Below are 24,278 nucleotides of genomic sequence, written 5' to 3'. Positions count from 1 at the left end.
GTTTGGGTGGGGCTGTTAGAGGAGATACCGTTAGTCGGCTTGTGTATTATTTAGAGATGGCATAACGGTGGCGCTGCTTCTCTTTTCCGCATTCGGGGCTAGAGTAAAGGCGATCCGATTCACGGGCGGAGCCCTTTCACCAGGCAGTAACGTGAAATGAGTAGCAGCATGGAATGCGTGCAACCACAGCCACCTAATGGCAAATCAGTCCTGTTGGTAGTCGATGACTACCCTGAAAACCTGGTCACGATGCGTGCGGTCCTGCAACGACAGGACTGGGAAATCGTCACGGCCAGTTCGGGTATGGAAGCCCTGGGGCTGCTTCTGGATGTCGATGTCGACATCGTCCTGCTCGACGTACAGATGCCCGAGATGGACGGCTTCGAAGTCGCGCGGCTGATGCGCGGCAGCCAGCGAACCCGGCTGACCCCGATCATCTTCCTGACCGCCAACGAGCAGTCTCGCGATGCCGTGCACAAGGGCTACGCCAGCGGCGCGGTGGACTACCTGTTCAAACCGTTCGACCCCAACGTCCTCAAGCCCAAGGTTCAGGCGCTGCTGGAGCATCAGCAGAATCGCCGCGCCCTGCAGAAACTCAGCCGTGAGCTCGAGTCGGCGCGGGCGTTCAACGCCTCGGTGCTGGCCAATGTGGCCGAGGGCATTCTGGTAGTCGGCGAAGACGGCAACATCAGTTTCGCCAACCCCGCCATCTGCCGGCTGCTGGGCATGACCGACGGTGAGCTGCGCGGCACCTCGCTGTGCGGCTACCTGCAAGAACCCTACGTCAGCGAATGGATGGACTCTGGGTTCTATCACCACTATCGCCGCGCCGATACCTACCGTGTGCACGACGCGATCCTGCGCACGCCGGAAGGCCGCCAGGTGCCGGTTGCGCTGTCCTGCGCGCCGCTGCCCGAAGAACAGAAAGCCATGGTGTTGAGCGTGCTCGACATGTCGGTGGTGCGCGATCTGTACCGCCAGCTCGAACATCAGGCCGTGACCGATTCGCTGACCGGGCTGCTCAATCGCCGTGGTTTCTACCAGACTGTCGAAGGCATGCTGTCGCGCAACGAGCACGCCGGAAAATACCTAGTGGTGCTCTATCTGGATCTGGACGGCTTCAAGCACGTCAATGATTCGCTGGGGCACGACGCCGGCGATCAGGTGCTGGTCTGGGTCGCCGAGCAGCTCAAGGAATGTCTGCGCCCCTACGACGTATTGGCGCGCATGGGTGGGGACGAGTTCGTGGTGGTCATCGACGGCCTGGACTTCCCCGAGCACGCGGCCAAGGTCGCGGAGAAACTCATCGAGCGCGTCTCGGCCCGGCGTCACGTCGATGGAATCGAGGCGACTCTTGGCGCCAGTATCGGTATTGCGGTGTATCCCGATTGCGGCACCAACCTGGATGGCCTGTTGCGCGCAGCCGACATCGCCATGTACGAGGCCAAGCGGGCGGGGCGCCAGCAATATCGCTTCTATGACCAGTACATGAACGGTCGCGCACGTTCGCGCCTGATGCTCGAAGAAAGTGTGCGCACGGCCATCGAGGGCAAGGATTTTTCCATCGTCTATCAGCCACAGATCAACGTGGTCACCGGCCGTACTCGCGGCTTCGAGGCGCTGTTGCGCTGGAATCACCCGGACGCCGGCGACGTGCCGTCGAGCCTGTTCATTCCGCTGCTGGAAGAGACACGTCTGATCAACAAGCTCGGCAGCTGGATTTTCGAGCAGGGGGCCGCGCAGCGCAAACGCTGGCAGGACGTTTTCCCCGATGATCTGGTCATGAGTGTCAGCGTAAGTCCTGCGCAGTTCAGCATGCCCAACCTGGCGGCGGAGCTTTCACGGGCCATTCACCTGCACGGCCTGAAGCCTCGGCAACTGGAGGTCGAGATCACCGAGCCGTCGCTGGTGCATAACCTGGTGCACAGCCGCAAACAGCTCCAGCAACTGCACGACATTGGCGTGCGGGTCTCGCTGGATGACTTCGGCGCGGGGGACAGCTCCCTGGCGCACTTGCGCAACCTGGATCTGGATACGCTCAAGCTCGACCGGCATTTCATCGGCGGCATGATGAGTTCGCCACGGGACTTGGCGGTGGCCCGCAGCATTATCGACATGTGCCGCTTGCTCAATATCGAAGTGATAGCCGAAGGCGTCGAAACGCTGGAGCAGTATCAGTGGCTGGTCGCAAACGGTTGCCAGATCATCCAGGGTTTTTTGCTGGCGCACCCGCAGACGCCGGACGACGCGCTGCGTTTCGTCGAGCCGACCGTGCTGCCGGGCAAAGATCCGCTGCTTGGCCATGATTGAAGCGCTAGACTGGCGCCTTTTCCGTTTCCTGACCTCACCATGACCGTTACCGCCGTCACGCCACTCAAGTACCTGCAGGCCTATCCGGCGTCGCTGCAGGATCAGGTTCGCCAGTTGATCGCCCAGGACAAGCTGGGCGCCTACCTGCAACATCGCTATCCCGGGCGGCATGACGTACAGAGCGACAAGGCGCTGTACGCCTACGCCCTGGCCCTCAAGCAGGAACACCTGCGCAATGCGCCGACCATCGACAAGGTGCTGTTCGACAACCGCCTGGACCTCACGCACCGCGCCCTGGGGATGCACACCACTGTGTCGCGGGTGCAGGGCGGCAAGCTCAAGGCCAAGAAGGAAATCCGCGTGGCGTCCCTGTTCAAGGACGCGGCACCGGAGTTTCTGAAGATGATCGTGGTGCACGAGTTGGCGCACTTCAAAGAGAGCGAGCACAACAAGGCGTTCTACAAATTGTGTGAGTACATGCAGCCCGGGTATCACCAGTTGGAGTTCGACCTGCGGGTGTACCTGACGTGGCGGGATATGCAGAATTAGAATCCGCCGCTGACCTGTAGGAGTGAGCTTGCTCGCGATTGCGGTGTGTCAGTCGATAGTGCAGCGTCTGGTAAACCGTAATCGCGAGCAAGCTCACTCCTACAGGGGCTGTATAACGACAATGCACTCTTCATCCACAAGGACCTGACGATGGACGTCAGCAAGACCAAGAGCAGCTTCTACCGGCGCCTGTACGTGGCGTATCTGATCGACAGCGAAATCGCCAGCAGCGTGCCGGCCCTGACCGACGTCACCGGCATGCCGCGGCGTACCGCCCAGGACACCATCGCGGCGCTGGCGGACCTGGATATCGTCTGTGAATTCGAGCAACAGGACGGCGGGCGCAATCATGCCGGCAGCTACCGGATCCGCGACTGGGGCGCCATCGACCGGCAGTGGATCGCTGGCAACCTTTCGCAGATCAAGGCGGTGCTGGGGTACCCCTGACTCAGTCCAGATCGCGGCGCATGCCGATGTGCGGGATGCCGTCCTCGACGTACACCTCGCCTGCGGGGTTGAAGCCGTAACGGCTGTAATAGCCTTGCAGGTGGGCCTGTGCGGAAAGGTAGATCGGCTGGTCGGGCCAGTTGCGTTCGGCGTGTTCCAGCGCCTGCACCATCAGTTCATGGCCCATGCCCTTGTTGCGCATGGAAGGGGCAGTCACCACCCGGCCAATGGTCACGTCACCGTCCTGCTGGATCGGGTCGAGCAGGCGCAGGTAGGCGACCAGTTCATCGCCTTGCCAGGCCATCAGGTGACGGGTATCGCCCACCAGGTCCTGGCCGTCGACGTCCTGGTACCAACATTTCTGTTCCACCACGAACACCTGCGCGCGCAGCTGCAAAATGGCGTACAACTGCTCTTTGGTCAGGGCGGTGTGGTGTTTGCAAATCCAGTTGATAGACATGAAGCCGGCTCACGAAAAAAAGTCCATGCCGGATACTAAACGCTTAATGCGCCAACCCCAAATCCACAGTCTGCCTTGAACAGCTGCAGGAGCGCGCTTGCCCGCGATTGCAGTGGACCGGACAGCGCAATGTTGCATGAAATACCGCGGTCGCGGGCTACAGGAGCAGGGGAGTTGTAATTCTTGAACTGCCGCACAAACTTCATGTTCTTGTGAGTTGTGAAATCGACCGAACAGGTCTTCAATGAAGGCCAGTTGCCATCCGTTGCCTGAAGGATTCTGAGCATGTCGCGTTTGGTGCGAGCCGTGGTGCTGCTGGGAATGCTGCTGATCGCCCAAGGCGCGGCGGCGCAGACACTCCGCCTGGTGGGTGATGCATGGGCGCCTTACGCCGACGTGTCGCTGCTCAACGACGGCCTCTCCACCGACCTGATTCGCACCGCACTGGGTCGCGCCGGCTACACCACCGAGTATGAACAGGTGCCTTGGGCGCGGGCGATTCATGGGGTGGGCGAGGGCCGCTATGACGTGCTGATCAACGCCTGGTACAGCGAAGATCGCGAGCAGATCGGTGAGTTTTCACAGGAGTACCTTGTCAACCGCCTGCGTTTTCTCAAGCGCAAGGAATCGACCGTCGATTATCAGAACCTCACCCAACTGCACCCGTACTCCATCGCGGTGGTGCGCAGCTATGCCTACTCGCCGGCGTTCGATAACGACACCAATCTGAAGAAAGTGCCGGTGGCGAGCTTCTCGACGGCAGTTCGGATGCTGGCGGCGGGCAGGGTCGAATTGACCGTCGAGGACGAATACGCGGCCAAGGTGGCGCTGGGGCGCGAGCCCGCCGAGGTCCGTGACAACGTCGAATTCCTGCCACGCTCACTCAGCGAAAACGGGCTGTTCATTCTCGTCAGCCTGAAAACCCCTGGCCACGACAAGATCGTGGCCGACTTCGACAAGGCCATCGCCGCGATGAAGGCCGACGGCAGCTACGACAAGCTGCTCAAGCTGCACGGTCTGTAATCTGCGGTTCTTTGACCGGGTCTTTGATCAGATGGGCGGCCAGGGTGCGCAGCGGCCCGAGCTGGCGGCAGATCAGCGCAAGCTGGGTCTGCACAAGGCGCTGACCTTCGTCGATCTCCTCGGGCATCTGCTCCAGATCCACCGCCAGCGCCTCTTCGGCGTCACTTTGTACCGCCACCGCTTCACGGCTGGCCAGGCTCTGGGCGATTTCGTCGATGCTCGACGCCAACTGCGCCCCGGCGCCTTCGATCAACTGCTCGCGCACCTCGTCCGGAAGCTCGGTGCCCCGATGCGCGCCCAGGCCTGACAGGTAGCTGAGCAGCGTGTGGGAAAGCACCAGGAAGCGAAAGCCGACATCGGCCTCTTTGCGAAAGTGCCCGGGCTCCATCAGCATGTTGGCCAGGGTGGTCGACAGGGCGGCGTCGGCGTTGTGGGCGTTGCGCCGGGCTAGGCGATAGGCGAGGTCGTCGCTCTTGCCGCGGGCGTACTGCTGCATGATCTGGCGCAGGTAAATGCTGTTGCAGGTGAGCGTGTTGGCCAGCACCTTGTTCAGGCGCCGGCCTTGCCAGTCCGGCAGGAACAGGAACACCGCAAGGCCTGCGATCAGGCTGCCCAGCAGGGTGTCCATCAGGCGTGGCAGGAACAGGCCGTAACTGTTGCCCACCTGGTTGAAGCAGAACAGGATCATCACTGTGATCGCCGCCGTGGACAGGGTGTAGCGCGTGGTGCGGTTGACGAAGAACACCACCCCGGCCAGCACCGCGCACATCGATTGCAGGATCGGCGTGGTCACAAGGTCGAACAGAATCCAGCCCGCCGTCAGGCCGATGGCCGTACCGATGATCCGCTGCCCCAGCTTGCGCCGCGTGGCGCCGTAGCTGGGCTGGCAGACGAATACCGTGGTCAGGATGATCCAGTAGCCCTGGGATGGGTGGATCAGGTGCAGCATGATGTAGCCGACCACCAGCGCCAGCGGCAGGCGCAAGGCGTGACGGAACAACAGGGACGTCGGGGTGAGCTGCAGCCGCAGGCGGGTCCAGACATCCTTGAGGTTGCGCGGCGAGCGGTCCAGCAGGCTGCTGTCGGTGGCATCGGCCAGGGCGTCGGGGTTGCTGGCGTCGCTGAGCAGGCGGTCAAGGGTGGCGAGATTGTTGGCCAGCGCCCGCAACGAACGCAGCAGGCCGCGCCAGGCCGGGTTGCTCTGAATGCGCAGGTGCTCCAGGGACGCACGCAAATCATCCAGCGCGTGGGCGAAGCTGTCGTCGTAGACGAAGGGCTGACGCAACTGGATCGACACCGACAGATCACGACAGGCATTGCCCTGCTGGCGCAGCAGACGCTGGCAGCGGAACAGCACGTCGCTGTGGAAAAACGCCTCGGCCAGCGAGTTGTAGGGGTAGTGCGACGAGCTGGCGCGCTCGTGAATGTCCTGGGCCAGGAAGTACAGCTTCAGGTAGCGGCTGACCTTGGACCCGGGGCGACCGCTGCCGACCCGGTTGAGGATGATTTCCTTGGTCACGTTGAGCGCGGCGACCACCTTGCCGTTCTGCTTGGCCAGCTCCAGGCGCCGGGCCTCGACGTCCAGCGTGCGGATGGGTTCGAACAGCTCGGATTTGAGCTTGAGGTACAAGCCCAGTTCGCGGAACAGCCGGGCGAGCGCCTGTTGCACCGGCTGGTTGGAAAACAGCATTTGCCACAGCACCGAGAGCAGGCCATACCAGGCCGCGCCCGCCACCAGCAGCATGGGTTCGTGCCAGAAATCGGTCACCTCGCCGCCGCGCTGGTCCACGCCGATCATGGTGTAGACCGAGAGAATCAGGGTGGCGTAGGCGATGGCGCCGTAGCGTTCGCCCAGGGCGCCGAGCATCGTCAGGCAGAACGCTGCGAGGGCGAAGGCGCAAATGAAGATGACGGGGTAGGGGAACAGCAGTTCGACCGACAGCGCGGCGATGCTGAAGCACACCAGGGTCACGGCCAGCGCGTTGAGACGGCCCTGCCAACTGTCATCGGTCTCGGCCAGGGCGCTGGCGATAATCCCCAGGAACAGCGGGATGACCAGCGACATTTCGTTCTGGTACCAGCACAGGGCCATGCTGCCGGTGAGTGCGATGAATACCCGCACGCTGTAGGAAAACTTGTCCAGCGCCCAGAGGCGGCGGAAGGTGTTACGCCACGATTTCGATGCCATGTACGCCGACGGCCTGTTCGCTAGTCAATCTGCACAGAGATATGTACAGCGCCAGATGAGCGCTGTACATCTGCTTAGCAAAATTTATTCCGTGTCGCGATCCTCTGCGCACCGAAATCGTAGGAGCGCGCTTGCCCGCGACGGCGGCGTGTCAGCCAACCCATCTGTCACAGGCACACCGCAGTCGCGGGCAAGCGCGCTCCTACAGAATTTCGCCGCTTGAATCAGACGTACTGCGCCGCCGCGTACGCCGAGGCCCAGGCCCACTGGAAGTTGAAGCCGCCCAGGTGACCGCTGACGTCCAGCACTTCGCCAATGAAATATAGCCCCGGCGATTTCAGCGATTCCATGGTCTTGGATGACACTTCACGGGTATCGATGCCGCCCAGCGTCACTTCGGCGGTGCGATAGCCCTCGGTGCCGGCCGGAACCACCTGCCAGCTCGCCAGTTTTTCGGCGATGTCGGCCAGTTCCGCGTGGGTGTACTGCTTCATCGGCTTGGATACGAACCATTGCTCGGCAATCAGGTTGGCCATCTTCTTGGTGAAGATCTCGCCGAGCAGGGTTTTCAGTTCGCTGTTGGGGCGCTGGGCCTGTTGTTCGGTCAGCCAGGCGTGGGCATCGTGGTCGGGCATCAGGTTGATTTCAACCGCGTCACCCGGATTCCAGAACGAGGAAATCTGCAGGATCGCCGGGCCGCTCAGGCCGCGGTGGGTGAACAGGATGTTCTCGCGGAAGCTGATCTCGTTGCAGCTCACCAGGCAGTCCACCGAAGTGCCGGTCAGCTCGGTGCACAGCTCCTTCAACTGATCGGTGATGGTGAACGGCACAAGCCCTGCGCGGGTCGGCAGCAGGGTGTGACCGAACTGCTTGCCAACCTGATAGCCGAATCCTGTGGCGCCCAGTGTCGGAATCGACAGCCCGCCGGTGGCGATCACCAGCGACTGGCAACTGATGTCGCCCAGCGTGGTTTGCAAAAGGTAACCGGCTTCGGTTTTCTCGATGGTCTGCACCGAGGTGTCCATGTGCAGTTTCACGCCTGCGTCATCGCATTCGCTGAGCAGCAGGCCGAGGATGTCGCTGGACTTGTTGTCGCAGAACAGCTGGCCGAGTTTCTTCTCGTGGTACGGCACGCCGTGCTTGGCCACCAGTTCGATGAAATCCCACTGGGTGTAGCGGGCCAGTGCCGATTTGCAGAAGTGCGGGTTCTGCGAGAGGAAGTTTGCAGGCTCGGTGTACATGTTGGTGAAGTTGCAGCGACCGCCACCGGACATGAGGATTTTCTTGCCCGGCTTGTTGGCGTGATCGATCAGCATCACCTTGCGGCCACGATTGGCGGCGGTGAAGGCACACATCAAACCGGCGGCGCCGGCGCCGATGATCACAACGTCAGTAACGGGCAAAGCGGTGTCCTCGGGGTATGAAGGGTATTGAGGCTGGACGTGTAGGAGCGCGCTTGCCCGCGACGGGGCAGGTCAGACACATCGAGGGCGTCTGGCACTACGTCGTCGCGGGCAAGCGCGCTCCTACAAGGGAAAGGCGGTGTGCTTAGAGAATCCGCACCCGCAACGACTTGCCCTTGATCTTGCCGTTGTTCAGACGCTCCAGCGCCTGTTTGGCGATGCTGCGCTCCACGGCCACGTAGGCCTGGAAGTCGAAGATCGCGATCTTGCCGACCTGGGTGCCGGGGATGCCCGCCTCGCCGGTCAGTGCGCCGAGGATATCGCCTGGGCGCAGTTTGTCCTTGCGGCCCGAACCGATGCACAGGGTGGTCATCGGCGGGAGCAGCTTGCCGCCTTCCTTGCGCTTGAGGTCGTCGATCTGCTGCCAGTTCAGCGAGGCTTTCTGCAGTTCTTCGATGGCGCGGGCGCGTTGGCTTTCGCCGGGTGCGACGAGGCTGACGGCAATCCCGGTTTCGCCTGCGCGACCGGTACGGCCGACGCGGTGGATGTGGATTTCCGAGTCCCGGGCCAGCTCGACGTTGATCACCATGTCCAGCGCGTCGATGTCCAGGCCGCGGGCGGCCACGTCGGTGGCGACCAGCACCGAAGTACTGCGGTTGGCGAACATCGCCAGCACCTGGTCGCGATCACGCTGCTCCAGATCACCGTGCAGGCCGACAGCCGACATGCCTTTGGCGGTCAGGTGATCGACCACCTCCTGCACCTGCTGCTTGGTGAAGCAGAACGCCACGCAGGACTGCGGACGGAAATGGTCGAGGACCTTGACCACCGCTTCCAAGCGCTGCTCAGGGGAGATTTCGTAGAAGATCTGCTCGATCTGGCTGTCGGCGTGCAGCGCTTCGACCTTCACGGTCTGCGGGTCACGCATGAACTTGGACGCCAGTTGCTTGATGCCCACAGGGTACGTGGCCGAGAACAGCAGGGTCTGACGGCGCTCTGGGGTCTGCTGGATGATGTCTTCGATGGCGTCGTAGAAGCCCATGTCGAGCATGCGGTCGGCTTCGTCCAGCACCAGGGTGTTGAGGCCGTCGAGCACCAGCGAGCCTTTGCGCAAATGCTGCTGGATGCGCCCCGGCGTGCCGACGATGATGTGCGCGCCATGCTCCAGCGAGCCGATCTGCGGGCCGAACGGCACGCCGCCGCACAGGGTCAGCACCTTGATGTTGTCTTCGGAGCGGGCCAGACGGCGGATTTCCTTGGCGACCTGATCCGCCAGCTCGCGGGTCGGGCACAGCACCAGGGCCTGACAGCCGAAGTAGCGCGGGTTGATCGGGTTGAGCAGGCCGACACCAAAGGCTGCGGTCTTGCCCGAGCCGGTCTTGGCCTGGGCAATGAGGTCCATGCCCTTGAGCATCACCGGCAGGCTCTGCGCCTGAATCGGCGTCATCTGGGCATAACCAAGGGACTCCAGGTTAGCCAGCATGGCGGCGGAAAGGGGCAATGAGTTGAACGCGGTGTTAGTCACAAGGGTGGCCTGCAAAACAAAATGTCGCGCAGTGTATCAGGTCGCAGCCCCTGTCTTGGGGCCGCGGGCGATAAATGGTTGGACTGACAGTTCCGGCGATACTCCCGTAGGAGCGCGCTTGCCCGCGACGGCGGTGTGTCAGGCACCGTGGGCATGTCTGACACACCACCGTCGCGGGCAAGCGCGCTCCTACAAAAGCAACAGCATTACGCTTCGATCTCGGGCTCGGTCTGTGGCTTGCGTGGCGGATTTTCCGGGGGCATGCGCGGTGACAGTTGCAGGAAGATCGACGCGGCCAGCATCGCCAGCACGCCCACGCAAAGGAAGGTCAACTGGAACGCACCGAGCACGCTGCTGACTTCGCCGGTGGCGACGTCATCGGTAAAGCCACCCAGCAATGCCGCCGCACAGGCGACGCCCAGGCTCAGGGACAACTGCGCGACCACCGACAGCAGGCTGTTGCCGCTGGCGGCGCTGGCGTCATCGAGGTCGATCAGGGTCACGGCGTTCATGGCCGAGAACTGCAGCGAGTTGACCCCGCCCAGGAACGCCAAGTGAATCAGCAGCACCCAATAAGGCGTATCGGCATCGATCAGCGCCATGCTGGCCAGCAGCGCACCCAGCAGCAGTGTGTTGCCGGTGAGCACGATGCGATAGCCCAGGCGCTCGATGGCGCGGGTCGCCAGCGGTTTGGCGAACATGGCCGCCAATGCCAGCGGGATCATGCTCATCCCGGCATGGGACGGCGAATACCCCAGCGCCACTTGCAGCATCAGCGGCACCAGAAACGGCAGCGCGCCGCTGCCAAGGCGGGCGAACAGGTTGCCCATGATGCCCACCGCGAAACTGCGGGTACGAAACAGCGAAGCGGAAAACAGCGGCGACTCCACGTGCCCGGCTCGCAGCCAGTAGGCCGCCAGGCACGCCATGCCGCCGAACAGCAGCATCACCACGCGCAAATGCGGCAGGTGCAGTTCGCCCAGGCCTTCGAGGGCGATAGTGATGAGCACCATCGACGCGCCGAACAGCGTGAAGCCGACCAGATCGAACGGCGTGCGGCCGCCGCCTTGCAGGTCCGGGATGAACTTGCGCACGGCAAAGCAGCCGAGGATGCCGACCGGGATGTTGATCAGGAAGATCCAGTGCCAACTGAGGATTTCCACCAGCCAGCCGCCCACGGTGGGGCCCATCAGCGGGCCGAGCAGGGCAGGCATGGTGATGAAACTGAGGATGCGCACCAGCTCGGTTCGCGGGTAGGCGCGCAGCACGATCAGCCTGCCGACCGGCATCATCAATGCGCCGCCCAGGCCCTGGACCACTCGCGCCGCGACCAGCATGCCGAGGGAATTGGCCGCCGCGCAAAGCAGCGAGCCGAAGCTGAACAAGAGGATGGCGCTGAAGAAAATCCGCTTGATCCCGAAACGGTCGGAGATCCAGCCCGAGGCCGGGATCAGCAGGGCGATGGTCAGCATGTAGGCGATGATGACCGACTGCATGCGCAGCGGGTCTTCGGACAGCGAACGGGCCATGGACGGCAGCGCGGTATTGAGGATGGTGCCATCCAGGCTTTGCATGAAAAACGCGATGGCGATCACCCAGGGCATCCAGCGCAGGGTGCGGGCGTCCAGTTGCGGCGTCGAGGTCGGCATGTGAGTCCTGGGTCCTTGTGATTATATTTGGCGAACGCAGCCTTGTAGGAGCGCGCTTGCCCGCGATGGCGGTGTGTCAGATAACGCAATGTCGCATGACACACCGCGGTCGCGGGCAATCGCGCTCCTACGGGTTCTACAACGTCAACGTCAGCTTGCTGACCAGCGCCCCCGGCAGCAGGTTGGAGGCTGTCTGACGTTGACTGTAGGTACTCGTCGACAGGATGAGTTCCCTCTGCGTGGTCAATTGTTCCAGTGCGCTGCCCAGCAGGCTGTAGACGCTGTCGTCGAAACGCATGGTGCTGACCGGCGCCTTGATCTTGCCGTCTTCGACCCAGAACGTCGCGAAGCGGGTCATGCCGGTCATGCGCCCGGCCGTGCGGTCGGAGAAGTTCAGGTACCACAGGTTGCTGATGTACAGCCCCGTGCCCAACTCCTTGAGCACGTCGTCCAGTGCCAGCGAGCCACCGCTCATGCTCAGCGCGCTGGGCGATTCACCCCAACCGGCGCCGTTGGCGGTCAGGCCGTATTCGGCGGCGCTGCGCGAGTCCACCAGGCGATCACGGGCTGCGCCTTCGGCCACCAGCGCAAGGTCCGAGCGCGGGTAGCCCTCGCCGGAGAACGCAGGCGACAGCGAGCCGCTGACCTGTTCGTCGATGCTCACCAGCGGGCTGAGCGCGGCCTGACCGTCGTACAGGCGCTGCAAGGGGCTGGTCTTGTCGGCCAGCGACTGCGCCGAGAAACCGCCCCAGCACAGCATGCCGGTCACTTCTTCCAGTGCAGCCGGGGCCAGGTAGGCGCGGTATTGGCCGGGTGCCAGGGTGCGGGCTGGCTGACCGAGAAAGGTCAGTTGCTCGCGGGCCAGGGCAAAGCGGCTGCTGAACGCGGCGTCATCCCACTGGTGGCCGGCGTAGTTGGCTTTCACCGCCTGGCCGTTCTCGTGGAACAGGCTCCAGTCGAAGTTGAAGCTGTTCGCCTGATGCCAGCCCAACGCGCCGCTGGAACTGGCGAAGCCGCGATAGATCGGCCCGGCGGCGTAGATGCCCACCAGATCCAGGCCTTCGCCCAGATGCGCAATCTGCTCGACCACATGGGCGCTGTCAGGCAGCGGCAGGTCCTGCACGTTGCTGCTTTGCCAGGCGTCGTCGTTGAGCAGCAGGTAGGGATCGGCCGGCAGCAGCGGCAGGGTTTCGCGCAGTTGCTTCAGGGCATCGCCCAAGCGTTGGCGATCCACTTCGCTGTCGCCCGACAGCGTCAGGTTCAGGTCGGCATGGCGGCCGTCTTCGATCAGCTTGAAGTACACGCTGGCCTGCTGCACCTGCCCGGCCTGCCGCACCTTGGCGTGGTTGAAGCGGATGAAGTCCGATGCCTCGGCGTTGTAGCTGAGGGTAAAGCGCTCTGTTGCGGTGACCGCGCTGCGCAGCCATTCAACCAGGCGGTGGAACTGATCTTGATGGGACATCAGGCGTCACCTCCGAAAACGTCGACACGGGAGAACACGCACGCAGGCGAGGCGTGCCCCACGCGTACCACCTGGTTGGGCTCGCCCTTGCCGCAGTTCGGCGTGCCGAGCACCTTGAACGTGCTGGCATCGCCCACGGCGCTCAGGTTGCGCCAGAACTGCGCCGAGATGGCGCGGTAGTTCGGGTTTTTCACCACGCCCTTGAGTTCGCCATTCTCGATCAACTGACCCCACTCGCAGCCGAACTGGAATTTGTTGCGGGCATCGTCAATCGACCACGAACGATTGGTGCTCATCAGAATGCCGTGTTCGATGCCGCCAATCAGTTGCTCCATCGACCGGTGACCCGGTTCGATGTTGAGGTTGGCCATGCGGTCGATCGGCGCGCGGTTCCAGCTGCAGGCGCGGCTGTTGGCGACGCCGTCCATGCCGCTGCGGTACTGCGACAGCGCACCGCCCAGCGGACGTTCGAGTACGCCGTCCCTGATCAGGAACTGCTTGCTGGCCTGGGTGCCGTCGTCGTCGAAAGCGTAACTGGCCAGTTGTTCGGGGATGTCCGGGTCGAAGGTCACGTTGAGCAGGTTCGAGCCGTATTGCAGGCTGCCGAAGTCGCTGGCCTTCACGAAACTGGTGCCCGCGTAATTGCGCTCGTCGCCCAGGATGCGGTCCAGCTCCAGCGGATGGCCGATGGACTCATGGATCTGCAGGATCATCTGGTCCGGGGTCAGCAGCAGGTCACGGGCACCGGTCGGCGTGTTGGGCGCCATCACCAGTTGCAGCGCCTGATCGGCCACGTGGGTCGCCGCGCCGATGATCCCGCAGGAGGTGATGACTTCCGCGCCACCTTGCTGGCCGAAGTTTTCCCGGCCCAGGCTGCGGGTCTGGCTGTCCTGGCCGTCGTAGGCGGTCACGCTCAATCCCGGGAAGACGAAGCGCTGGGCCTGACGCAGTTCGGCACCGGCGCTGTTGAGGTAGATCTGCTCGACGTTTTCCAGCCCCAGGCTGACTTGCCAGTTCACCAGCCGCTCATCCTTGGGCACCGCCGCCGACTCGCTGCCGAGCAGGGCATAGCAGTCGCCGAGGGAGGCGAAGGCGCTGTCCAGGTTGGGTGACAGGTAGTCGGCGCGAGCGGTGGCCACCGGCTGCTCGCTCAGGTCGAGCAGTGCGTGGGGCGCCAGCATGCGCGCGAGGGTTTCGGCGCGTTCAAGGGCCGCTTGCAGGCCGCGCTGGGAGATGTCGTTGGTGGCGGCGTAGGCTTCGACCCCATTGACCCGCGCCGTCAGCATCGCGCCTTCGTCGCTGCTCAGTTGCGGCGGTTCGGCGACGTTCTTGCGCACCGAGAGGTGCTGGCTGGTCTGTTTGACGTAACGCAGGGAGAAGAACTGTGCGCTGCTCTTCAACGCAGCGAACCGCTGCTTGAGCTGAGCGGAGAAATCGAACATGCGCGAAGGCTCCTGGCTGAATTCGGACGGGCAATGGGCCGAATCATAGCGCGGATACACCGACTAGCGCGGCCCTTGGTAACGCATCGTGGGGCGACGCGCAGCGCGGGAACGATCATCACTCTGTAGGAGCGCGCTTGCCCGCGACGGCGGTGGGTCAGACATGAAGACGGTGCCTGACACGACGCCATCGCGGGCAAGCGCGCTCCTACGGGCGGAGGTGTTTGCGGGATCAGCGAGCGTTCTCGCCAACCTCACGCATCGGCTTGCCACGCACCGGTGCATCGCCTGCCACGTAATACCTGGCCGTGCTGCGCGGCAATGGGGTGCGGCCGCGGATCTTGTCGGCAATTTTCTCGGCCATCATGATCGTCGGTGCATTCAGGTTGCCGGTGGTGATGATCGGCATGATCGACGCATCGACCACCCGCAGGTTCTGCAACCCGTGAACCCGGCCCTGACCATCGACCACTGCCATCTCATCGGTGCCCATCTTGCACGAGCACGAAGGGTGGAAGGCGGTCTCGGCGTGTTCGCGCACAAAGGCGTCGAGCTGCTCGTCGGTCTGCACGTCCAGGCCCGGGCTGATCTCCCGGCCACGGTACTGGTCCAGCGCGGGCTGGGCCATGATTTCGCGGGTCAGGCGAATGCCGTCGCGAAACTCCTGCCAGTCCTGCTCGGTGGCCATGTAGTTGAAGAGGATGCTCGGGTACTCGCGCGGGTTCTTCGACTTGAGCTGCACGCGACCACGGCTCGGCGAGCGCATGGAACCGACGTGGGCCTGGAAACCGTGTTCTTTCACGCCATTGCTGCCGTTGTAGTTAATCGCCACCGGCAGGAAGTGATACTGAATGTTCGGCCATTCGAACTCCTCGCGGGAACGAATGAACCCGCCGGCCTCGAACTGGTTGCTTGCGCCGATGCCCTTGCCCAGGAACATCCACTTGGCGCCGATGGCCGGCTGGTTCCACCACAGCAGCGACGGATATAGCGACACCGGCTCCTTGCAGGCGTATTGCAGATACATCTCCAGGTGGTCTTGCAGGTTTTCACCTACGCCTGGGAGGTCGTGTACCAGCGGGATGTCCATCTTCTTTAGGAGATCGGCAGGGCCGACGCCGGAGCGTTGCAGGATCTGCGGCGAGGCGATGGCGCCGCTGCACAGCAGCACTTCCTTGCGGGCACGGGCCTCGATGCGGGTGTCGCTGTCGCCTACCAGATAGGCCACGCCGACCGCGCGCTTGTTGTCGAACAGAATGCGGTCGGTCAGGGCGTGGGTGACGATGGTCAGGGTGTCACGCTGCTTGGCTTCATCCAGATAACCGCGCGCGGTGCTGGCGCGACGGCCCGCCGGGGTGACAGTGCGGTCCATCGGGCCGAAGCCTTCCTGCTGGTAGCCGTTGAGATCGTCCGTGCGTGGGTAACCGGCCTGTACGCCGGCTTCGACCATGGCGTGGAACAGCGGGTTGTTGCCGGCCTTGGGCGTGGTCACGCTGACCGGGCCTTCGCCGCCGTGGTAGTCGTTGGCGCCGATGTCGCGGGTTTCGGCCTTGCGGAAATACGGCAGGCAATCCAGGTAGGACCAGTCCTCAAGCCCCGGGTGTTTCGCCCACCCGTCGTAGTCCATGGCGTTGCCGCGGATGTAGCACATGCCGTTGATCAGCGACGAGCCGCCCAGGCCCTTGCCCCGGCCACATTCCATGCGGCGGTTGTTCATGTGCGGCTCGGGCTCGGTTTCGTAAGCCCAGTTGTAGCGACGCCCCTGCAGCGGGAAGGCCAGCGCGGCGGGCATTTGCGTGCGGAAGTCAGCGCGGTAATCCGGCCCGCCGGCTTCGAGCAACAGCACGGTGACGCCCGCGTCTTCGGTGAGACGGGCTGCCAGGGTGTTACCGGCCGAGCCGGCGCCGATGATGATGTAGTCGAATTCCTGAGGCATGAGATCCTCCGTTCAGAAAAGGGGTGGCGACTGTAGGAGCGCGCTTGCCCGCGACCGCGTCATGTCAGCCACCTCCATGTTGAAGGTGCTGACGTCGTCGCGGGCAAGCGCGCTCCTACAGGGGAGAGTGGGGCGGGTTAGAACACCGAGGCGTAATCGCCCAGCTCGACCTGTACCGATTTGATGCGCGTGTACTGCGCCAGCGAGCTGATGCCGTTTTCGCGGCCGACGCCCGACTGCTTGTAGCCACCGACCGGCATCTTGGCGTCGGACTCGCCCCAGGCGTTGATCCAGCAGATACCGGCTTCCAGTTGATGAATGACCCGGTGCGCGCGGTTGATGTCGCGGGTGACCAAGCCTGCTGCCAGGCCGAACTCAGTGTCGTTGGCGCGGCGGATCACTTCTTCTTCGGTGTCGTAGGTGAGGATGCTCATGACCGGGCCGAAGATTTCCTCTTTGACGATGGTCATCTCGTCGGTGCAATCAGTGAACACGGTCGGCGCCACGAACGCGCCGTTGGCGAATTCACCCTCGGTCATGCGATCGCCGCCGATCAGCAGGCGTGCACCTTCTTCCTTGCCCTTGGCGATGTAGCCCAGCACGCTTTCCATGTGCGCGAAGCTCACCAGTGGGCCGAAGTTGGTGTTGTCGTCCTGCGGGTTGCCGACGCGGATGCGCTTCGTGCGCTCGACAATCTTCGCTTCGAACGCGGCCTTCAGTGCGGTCGGGACGAACACCCGGGTGCCGTTGGTGCAGACCTGCCCGGAGCTGTAGAAGTTGGCCATCATGGCGATGTCGGCGGCGCGGTCCAGATCGGCGTCGTCAAAGATGATCAGCGGCGACTTGCCGCCCAGTTCCATGGTCACTTCCTTGAGGGACGAGCTCGAAGCGCTGGCCATGACTTTCTTGCCGGTGTCGGTACCGCCGGTGAACGAGACTTTCTCGATGCGCGGGTGCTCGGTCAGCCAGGTGCCGACTTCGCGGCCGCTGCCGGTCAGCACGTTGAACACGCCGTCCGGCAGGCCAGCCTGGGTGTAGATTTCAGCGAGTTTCAAGGTGGTCAGCGAAGTGACTTCGCTTGGCTTGAAGATCATCGCGTTGCCTGCGGCCAGTGCCGGGGCGGATTTCCACAGGGCGATCTGAATCGGATAGTTCCAGGCACCGATACCGACGGTCACGCCCAGCGGCTCGCGGCGGGTGTAGACGAACGAGGAGTTGCGCAGCGGAATCTGCTCGCCTTCGATGGCCGGCACCAGGCCTGCGTAGTATTCGAGTACGTCGGCACCGGTGACGATGTCCACGTATCTGGTTTCGGAAATCGCCTTGCCGGTGTCCAGGGTTTCCAGTTCGGCCAGTTCATCGTTGCGCTCGCGCAGGATGTCGACGGCGCGACGCAGGACGCGGGAGCGTTCCATGGCGGTCATGGCGGCCCAGATTTTCTGGCCTTTTTCCGCACTCTCCACGGCGCGTTCGACGTCAGCCTTGCTGGCGCGCTGAACCTTGGCGAGGACTTCGCCGGTGGCCGGGTTGATGGCTTCAAAGGTTGCGTCGCTGCTGGCGTCGACGTAACCACCGTCAATGTAGAGTTTTTGCAGTTCGAAACGGGCCATAGAGTCCTCGCAGTTGTCTGTGATGGGCGTTGATCCCGGGCGCCGGGCGCTGTCGGGATCGATGTTCGGCGGCCTGCCGTCTGTATCAGGAGCAGCGCGCCGCTTTTGCCAGTTGCATGTCCATGTATTCGTAGGCGATCTGTTGCGCCTGTTGGGTGTCGAAGCCGTCGCCTGACAGCGCGCCGCGCAGCCACAAACCGTCGATCAGCGCGGCCAGGCCGCGGGCTGCGGTGCGTGCCTGATCCAGCGGCAGTACGCGGCGGAACTGGCAGCACAGGTTCGAGTACAGGCGGTGATCGTTGATGCGCTGTAAACGATGCAGCGACGGCGAGTGCATGCTGGTGGCCCAGAAGGCCAGCCAGGTTTTCATTGCCGGGCCGTTGACCTGGCTTGCATCGAAGTTGCCCTCGATGATGACCATCAGGTGCGCCCTGGGGCTGTCATCGCCCAACGCCTGACGGCGTTCGGCGACATTAACGATCAGTGCATTCATCAGATGGCGCATGGTCGCTGCGATCAGGCCGTTCTTGTCCTGAAAGTAGTGACTGATGATGCCGTTGGAGACTCCCGCCAGCTTGGCGATCAGCGCGATGCTCGCGTCCCCCATCCCGACCTGATCGACCGCCGTGAGGGTGGCCTGGATCAGCTGTTGACGACGAATGGGTTGCATACCGACCTTGGGCATCTGTGAGTCTCCTTGGCTCGCCGGGTGATCGTGAACGACTGAAAAACGGCCTTCAGTCTAGTGCTTTTTAATTGAACGTTCAATCAACAAAAAATCATGGGCGTGCGGAAAAGCCACTAACACCACCGATTTAAAGGTTGAAAACGGTCACCTGTAGGAGTGCGCTTGCCCGCGAATGCGTTGTGTCAGACACCTTCGTATTGAAGGTCTGACGCCGTCGCGGGCAAGCGCGCTCCTACAGGGATTGCGTTGAAGCGTGAGCTGCGTTTAGCCGTGGTTCTTGCCCAACAGCGCGTGATACAGCTCGCTGTCGCCAAGAATGCCGACCAGCTGGTTGTTCTCTTGCAGCACCAGCTTGTTGCCGGTGTGGTAACGGATCTGCAGGGCTTCGCGCATGCCGATGTTCGAGTGCACGACCGTCGGTTTGCGACCCAGGTTTTCCACCGCCTGGCCCGGTTCCCAGCTTTGCAGGTCAACAGGCGCGCCGTGCTGATGCAGGCCTTTGATGGTGTTGCCGTCGGCCAGATCGATCCACGAATCGTTGCCCGGGTCCAGGCACACCTGGGAGCCGTTGATGCGGGTGCAATCGTTGATCGGGCGCATCAGGCTGCGACCGCACAGCACGTTCAGCGGGTTGGTGTGGGCCACGAAGGTACGCACGTATTCGTCCGCCGGGTTGAGCACGATTTCTTCCGGCACACTGTACTGGATGATCCGGCCGTCCTTCATGATCGCGATCCGGGTACCGAGCTTGAGGGCTTCGTCCAGGTCGTGACTCACGAACACGATGGTCTTGCTGAGTTTCTTCTGCAGTGCCAGCAGTTCATCCTGCAGGCCCTGGCGAATCAGCGGGTCGAGTGCCGAGAAGGGTTCGTCCATCAGCAGGATGTCGGCGTCCATCGCCAGCGCACGGGCCAGGCCCACACGCTGCTGCATGCCGCCGGACAGCTCGTCGGGCTTCTTGTTGCGCCATTGGGTCAGGCCCACCAGTTCGAGTTTCTCGTCCACCAACTGGCGACGCTCCTTCTCCGGGCGACCCTGCATTTCCAGGCCGAAGCTGATGTTCTCGCGAACGGTCAGCCAGGGCATCAGCGCGAACTTCTGGAACACCATGGCGATACGCTTGGTGCGCATCATTTTCAGCTCTGCCGGTGTGCAGTTGGCGATGTTGATCTGCTTGCCTTCGTGCTCGACGAACAGCGATCCGCGGCTGACGGTGTTCAGGCCGTTGATGCAGCGCAGAAGGCTGGATTTGCCCGAGCCGGACAAGCCCATCAGTACACAGATTTCACCCTTGTTGATTTCCAGGCTGGCTTTTTCCACGCCAACGATCTGGCCGGTTTTCTTCAGGATTTCTGGCCGCGCAAGGCCTTGATCCAACAGCTTGAGTGCCTCACGCGGGTCTTTGGAGAAGACAACGTCTACCTGGTCGAATTTGATGATGCTCATGCGTCAGCCCTCACTTTAGCGTCGGGTTGTTTGCAGATACGGTCGAGCATGATCGCCAGCAATACGATCGCCAGGCCCGCTTCGAAGCCCAGAGCGATATCAGCAGTGTTCAGTGCGTTGACCACGGGTTTACCCAGACCGTCGGCGCCAACCAGTGCTGCGATCACCACCATCGACAACGACAGCATGATGCACTGGGTGATACCGGCCGCGATGCTTGGCATGGCGTGGGGCAGTTCGATACGGGACAGCAGTTGACGACGGGAGCAGCCGAAGGCCTTGCCGGCGTCGAGCAGTTCTTGCGGGACATCGCAGATGCCCAGATACGTCAGGCGGATCGGCGCTGCAATCGCGAAGACCACAGTCGAGATCAGGCCTGGCACCACGCCCAGCCCGAAGAGGGTCAGGGTTGGAATCAGGTAAACGAAAGTCGGGACGGTCTGCATCAGGTCAAGGACCGGGCGGATCGCGGTGTAGAACCACGGCTTGTGCGCCGCGACGATGCCCAGCGGCACGCCGATGACCACGCACACCAGGGTGGCGAACAACACCTGGGCCAGGGTTTCCATGGTTTCCTGCCAGTAACCCAGGTTCAGGATCAACAGGAAGGAGGCCACGACGAAGGCGGTCAGGCCCCATTTGCGCTGAATGAAATGAGCAAGCAGAGCAATCAGGCCGATCAGGACGAAAGGATTGAACCAGGTCAGACCTGCGGTCAGCCCGTGGATCATGGCTTCCAGTGACGAAGCGATGGCGTCGAAGGTGCTGGCGCCGTGTTGGGTCAGCCATTCGACAAAGCCGGCAATGTACTGGCCTAAGGGGATTTTATGATCAGTCAGCATGATATCGATTGTCCGCGTGCGGGATGAAAAGAGGACAGCAGGCGGGCGCGAACCCGCCTGGGTGTCTGTTTACTTAGTCAGCTCGGCTTTAGCGGCTTCCAGGCCAGGTTTACCGTCCACTGTGGTGACACCCGCCAGCCAGGTGTCGAGGATTTGCGGGTTCTTCTTCAGCCACGCCTTGGCGGCTGCATCAGGCTTCATCTTGTCGTCCAGGATGTTGCCCATCAGAGAGCTTTCCATTGGCAAGGTGAAGGACAGATTCTTGAGCAGTTGGCCAACGTTCGGGCACTCTGTGGCGTAGCCTTTGCGTACGTTGGTGTAGACCGTGGCCTGGCCGAAGTTGGGGCCGAAGGAGTCGTCGCCGCCGGTCAGGTATTTGATCTTGAAGCGGGTGTTCATCGGGTGCGGTTCCCAGCCCAGGAACACGATGGCCTGATTGCGCTTGATGGCGCGGTCGACCTGCGCCAGCATCCCGGCTTCACTGGATTCGACGACCTTGAAGCCTGCATCCTTGAGGCCGAACTGGTTCTTGTCGATCACGCTTTGAATGGTGCGGTTGCCGTCGTTGCCTGGCTCGATGCCGTAGATCTGGCCTTTGAGCTCGTCCTTGAATTTGGCGATGTCAGCGAAGTCTTTCAGACCCTTGTTGTAGAGGTCTTCGGGAACGGCGAGGGTGTACTTGGCGTTTTCGAGGTTAGGACGGATGGTTTCGACGGTACCGGCATCGCGATAGGCCTTGATGTCGTTTTCCATCGTCGGCATCCAGTTGCCGAGGAACACGTCCATGTTCTTGCCATCGGCCAGCGACTTGTAGGTCACGGGCACGGAAATCATCGTGGTCTTGGTCTTGTAGCCCAGCGACTGGAGCACGGCGCTGGTAACGGCGGTCGTTGCGGTGATGTCGGTCCAGCCGACATCCGAGAAATTGACCATCTTGCATGCTGCCGGCTCTGCGGCCTGTGCCAGCATCGGCAGACTCAACGCGACGCCCAGCAACAGCTTTTGTGAACCTTTCATGGTTGGGACTCCTCAGGTGTTTTCTTCTCGTCATCAACCTTTTTGGCTGATGCGCTTTCTTGGTGTCGGCGAGTCAAAAGGGAAAACAGCTCTATCACTGCGTTGGCGATCGAGTCGCTAACGATCATGGAACAGCGAAAACCAAACGCCTACAGGGTGCGTCGTAACCAGTACAGAGGGAGTCGCATCCAGTGTGTGTGACGTCGCTTCCAGCTTTTTTCCCCGTTTGTCGACCGGCAGTTGGGCTAGAGAGCCGAGTGGCTTTACGGCAAAAAGTGTCGAAAACAGTGACAGGTTTTGTGGGGGACGTGCTCCTGTGCGCCAGCGTCGGGGCGCGGCGTTTGTGGGCATGATTGAGTCGGTTGTAGACGCCGCCCCTCGCGATAAAAGGCTGATGATGCCCCTATCTCGACGGACCGCAGCTAGAAGCGTAGCAGCTCCGTCGCCGGCCGCCTGGCGCGCCGGAAACCCCCTGTTTTCGGAGGCTTGCGGTTAATGGCTATCAGCGTTTTCGACCTGTTCAAAATCGGTATCGGACCTTCCAGCTCACACACCGTCGGCCCCATGCGTGCCGCAGCGCTGTTCGTGCAGACCCTGCGTGAGCGCGACCTGCTGGCGCAGGTCAATCGTGTCGAAGTGCGGCTGTATGGCTCGCTGTCTGCCACCGGCGTCGGGCACGGCAGCGACAAGGCTGTCGTCATGGGCCTGATGGGTGAGTGGCCGGACGCAATCGACCCGACCCAGATCGACCAGCGCATCGCCGAGCTGCGTGAAACCGACACCCTGAAACTCAGCGGCGATCACCGCGTGACGTTCATGTGGCAGCGCGACATGCTGCTGCTCGACGAAAACCTGCCGTATCACCCCAATGCCATGCGCCTGATTGCCTTCTCCACCGAAGGCGAGATTCATCGCGACACCTATTACTCGGTCGGCGGCGGTTTCGTCGTCGATGAAGCCCAGGCCGCCAGCGGCGTGCTGGATGCCGACACCACCGTGCTGCCTTATGACTTCTCCAGCGCCGACGAACTGCTGCGGTTGTGCAAGCAACACGGCTTGCGGGTGTCGGAACTGATGCTGGCCAACGAGAAAGTGTGGCGCAGCGAAGAGGAAATTCGCGCAGGCCTGATGCGCCTGTGGCGTGCGATGCAGGATTGCGTGGACCACGGCCTGAAACATGAAGGCACGCTGCCGGGTGGTTTGAATGTACGTCGCCGTGCGGCGCGTCTGCATCGCAGCCTTCAGGAACTGGGCAAGCCGAACGTGATCGGCTCGACGCTCAACGCCATGGAATGGGTCAACCTGTTCGCCCTGGCGGTCAACGAAGAGAACGCCGCCGGCGGGCGCATGGTCACCGCGCCGACCAATGGCGCGGCGGGGATCATCCCGGCGGTGCTGCATTACTTCGTCAAGTTCAGTGATGAAGTCAGCGAAGCCAACGTGGTGGACTTCTTCCTTGGCGCGGCAGCCATCGGCATCCTGTGCAAGAAGAACGCCTCGATTTCCGGCGCCGAAGTGGGCTGCCAGGGTGAAGTCGGTTCGGCCTGTGCCATGGCTGCGGCCGGGCTGGCGGACATCCTGGGCGCCACGCCTGCACAGCTGTGCAACGCCGCCGAGATTGGCCTTGAACACAACCTGGGCCTGACCTGCGACCCGGTCGCGGGGCTGGTGCAGGTGCCCTGCATCGAGCGCAACGCAATTGCGGCTGTGAAAGCCATCAACGCCGCCCAGATGGCCCTGCGTGGTGACGGTGAGCACTTCATCTCCCTGGACCGGGTGATCCGCACCATGCGCGACACCGGGGCCGACATGCACGACAAATACAAAGAAACGTCGCGCGGCGGGTTGGCGGTCAGCGCGGTGGAGTGTTGATCCCTTAAACTGATGGTGACTGGTCTGGCGCCTTCGCGGGCAAGCCCGCTCCCACAGAAGATATGTGTCGTGACCGGAACTTGCGAACGCCCCCAATCCTGTGGGATCGGGCTTGCCCGGTCCTACTGTGGATATGTGTCGTGACCGGAACTTGCGAACGCCCCCAATCCTGTGGGATCGGGCTTGCCCGGTCCTACTGTGGATATGTGTCGAGACCGGAACTTGCGAACGCCTCCAATCCTGTGGGAGCGGGCTTGCCCGCGAATGGGTTTCACAGCTCTGCTCGCTTTTAGCTCACGGCCTAGAGCCTTCGCCACGTTTTGGCGCGTGAACCCTGTGGCATAGCGCAACGCCATGCCACACCTGTGTAACCCCCACGACCGCCCGTCACCTGTGCATAGGGTGACAC

18 protein-coding genes are annotated in these 24,278 nt (G+C 62.5%); 5 read left to right on the top strand and 13 right to left on the bottom strand.

The window, feature by feature from the left end; genetic code table 11:
* Positions 1 to 168 precede the first annotated feature (168 nt).
* The 3 genes from ACIPOO_RS07990 (at position 169) to ACIPOO_RS07980 (ending at position 3,306) form a co-directional block, all read left to right on the top strand.
* The gene (locus ACIPOO_RS07990; RefSeq protein ID WP_400606334.1) at positions 169 to 2,310 is read left to right on the top strand and encodes a putative bifunctional diguanylate cyclase/phosphodiesterase; all 2,142 of its coding nucleotides are present in this window, start codon (positions 169 to 171) and stop codon (positions 2,308 to 2,310) included.
* A 39-nt stretch (positions 2,311 to 2,349) separates the two neighbouring features.
* Positions 2,350 to 2,859 (top strand): YgjP-like metallopeptidase domain-containing protein, encoded by a 510-nt coding sequence (locus ACIPOO_RS07985; protein ID WP_400605711.1) that lies wholly within the window; start codon positions 2,350 to 2,352, stop codon positions 2,857 to 2,859.
* Positions 2,860 to 3,009: 150 nt separating this feature from the next.
* Positions 3,010 to 3,306: a helix-turn-helix domain-containing protein gene (locus ACIPOO_RS07980; protein WP_400605708.1), complete on the top strand. Its 297-nt coding sequence runs from the start codon at positions 3,010 to 3,012 to the stop codon at positions 3,304 to 3,306.
* 1 nt (position 3,307) lies between these two features.
* On the opposite strand, the gene ACIPOO_RS07975 is transcribed toward ACIPOO_RS07980, so the two are convergent.
* Complete coding sequence (locus ACIPOO_RS07975) at positions 3,308 to 3,766, bottom strand: GNAT family N-acetyltransferase (RefSeq protein ID WP_400605706.1); 459 nt, start codon at positions 3,764 to 3,766, stop codon at positions 3,308 to 3,310.
* Positions 3,767 to 4,051: 285 nt separating this feature from the next.
* On the opposite strand from ACIPOO_RS07975, the gene ACIPOO_RS07970 reads away from it, so the two are divergent.
* Positions 4,052 to 4,789 carry a substrate-binding periplasmic protein gene (locus tag ACIPOO_RS07970; protein ID WP_400605704.1) on the top strand — a complete coding sequence of 246 codons (738 nt, stop codon included), beginning with the start codon at positions 4,052 to 4,054 and terminating at the stop codon, positions 4,787 to 4,789.
* On the opposite strand, the gene yccS is transcribed toward ACIPOO_RS07970, so the two are convergent.
* The 12 genes from yccS to ACIPOO_RS07910 form a co-directional block, all read right to left on the bottom strand.
* The gene (yccS, locus tag ACIPOO_RS07965; protein WP_400605701.1) at positions 4,770 to 6,977 is read right to left on the bottom strand and encodes a YccS family putative transporter; all 2,208 of its coding nucleotides are present in this window, start codon (positions 6,975 to 6,977) and stop codon (positions 4,770 to 4,772) included. The genes ACIPOO_RS07970 and yccS overlap by 20 nt on opposite strands.
* A 224-nt stretch (positions 6,978 to 7,201) precedes the next feature.
* Positions 7,202 to 8,380, bottom strand: a complete 1,179-nt coding sequence (locus ACIPOO_RS07960) for an NAD(P)/FAD-dependent oxidoreductase (protein ID WP_400605698.1) — start codon at positions 8,378 to 8,380, stop codon at positions 7,202 to 7,204.
* A gap of 145 nt (positions 8,381 to 8,525) precedes the next feature.
* Positions 8,526 to 9,905: an ATP-dependent RNA helicase DbpA gene (dbpA, locus tag ACIPOO_RS07955; RefSeq protein WP_274131761.1), complete on the bottom strand. Its 1,380-nt coding sequence runs from the start codon at positions 9,903 to 9,905 to the stop codon at positions 8,526 to 8,528.
* A gap of 206 nt (positions 9,906 to 10,111) precedes the next feature.
* Positions 10,112 to 11,554 carry a multidrug transporter subunit MdtD gene (mdtD, locus tag ACIPOO_RS07950; RefSeq protein WP_274131760.1) on the bottom strand — a complete coding sequence of 481 codons (1,443 nt, stop codon included), beginning with the start codon at positions 11,552 to 11,554 and terminating at the stop codon, positions 10,112 to 10,114.
* Positions 11,555 to 11,690: 136 nt separating this feature from the next.
* Positions 11,691 to 13,016 (bottom strand): TldD/PmbA family protein, encoded by a 1,326-nt coding sequence (locus ACIPOO_RS07945; protein ID WP_400605693.1) that lies wholly within the window; start codon positions 13,014 to 13,016, stop codon positions 11,691 to 11,693.
* Positions 13,016 to 14,458 carry a TldD/PmbA family protein gene (locus ACIPOO_RS07940; protein ID WP_400605691.1) on the bottom strand — a complete coding sequence of 481 codons (1,443 nt, stop codon included), beginning with the start codon at positions 14,456 to 14,458 and terminating at the stop codon, positions 13,016 to 13,018. The genes ACIPOO_RS07945 and ACIPOO_RS07940 overlap by 1 nt, the downstream gene beginning before the upstream one ends.
* A gap of 232 nt (positions 14,459 to 14,690) precedes the next feature.
* Complete coding sequence (betA, locus tag ACIPOO_RS07935; protein WP_400605689.1) at positions 14,691 to 16,394, bottom strand: choline dehydrogenase; 1,704 nt, start codon at positions 16,392 to 16,394, stop codon at positions 14,691 to 14,693.
* A 137-nt stretch (positions 16,395 to 16,531) separates the two neighbouring features.
* On the bottom strand, positions 16,532 to 18,004 hold the full coding sequence (gene betB, locus ACIPOO_RS07930; RefSeq protein ID WP_400605687.1) for a betaine-aldehyde dehydrogenase: 1,473 nt from the start codon (positions 18,002 to 18,004) through the stop codon (positions 16,532 to 16,534).
* Positions 18,005 to 18,089: 85 nt separating this feature from the next.
* Positions 18,090 to 18,689: a transcriptional regulator BetI gene (gene betI / locus ACIPOO_RS07925; protein WP_274131754.1), complete on the bottom strand. Its 600-nt coding sequence runs from the start codon at positions 18,687 to 18,689 to the stop codon at positions 18,090 to 18,092.
* A 267-nt stretch (positions 18,690 to 18,956) separates the two neighbouring features.
* Positions 18,957 to 20,138, bottom strand: coding sequence for a choline ABC transporter ATP-binding protein (choV, locus tag ACIPOO_RS07920; protein WP_274131753.1), 1,182 nt, complete (start codon positions 20,136 to 20,138; stop codon positions 18,957 to 18,959).
* Positions 20,135 to 20,983, bottom strand: coding sequence for a choline ABC transporter permease subunit (choW, locus tag ACIPOO_RS07915; RefSeq protein WP_274131817.1), 849 nt, complete (start codon positions 20,981 to 20,983; stop codon positions 20,135 to 20,137). The genes choV and choW overlap by 4 nt, the downstream gene beginning before the upstream one ends.
* 66 nt (positions 20,984 to 21,049) lie before the next feature.
* On the bottom strand, positions 21,050 to 21,997 hold the full coding sequence (locus ACIPOO_RS07910; RefSeq protein WP_274131752.1) for a choline ABC transporter substrate-binding protein: 948 nt from the start codon (positions 21,995 to 21,997) through the stop codon (positions 21,050 to 21,052).
* Positions 21,998 to 22,492: 495 nt separating this feature from the next.
* Between ACIPOO_RS07910 and ACIPOO_RS07905 the strand changes: the two genes are divergently transcribed.
* Positions 22,493 to 23,869, top strand: coding sequence for an L-serine ammonia-lyase (locus ACIPOO_RS07905; RefSeq protein ID WP_400605683.1), 1,377 nt, complete (start codon positions 22,493 to 22,495; stop codon positions 23,867 to 23,869).
* Positions 23,870 to 24,278 lie beyond the last annotated feature (409 nt).

It is taken from the genome of Pseudomonas sp. NPDC090201, assembly GCF_044746825.1.
GTDB classification, from domain to species: Bacteria; Pseudomonadota; Gammaproteobacteria; order Pseudomonadales; family Pseudomonadaceae; genus Aquipseudomonas; species Aquipseudomonas putida_AD.
This window is presented reverse-complemented; position numbering and strand designations above follow the sequence as displayed.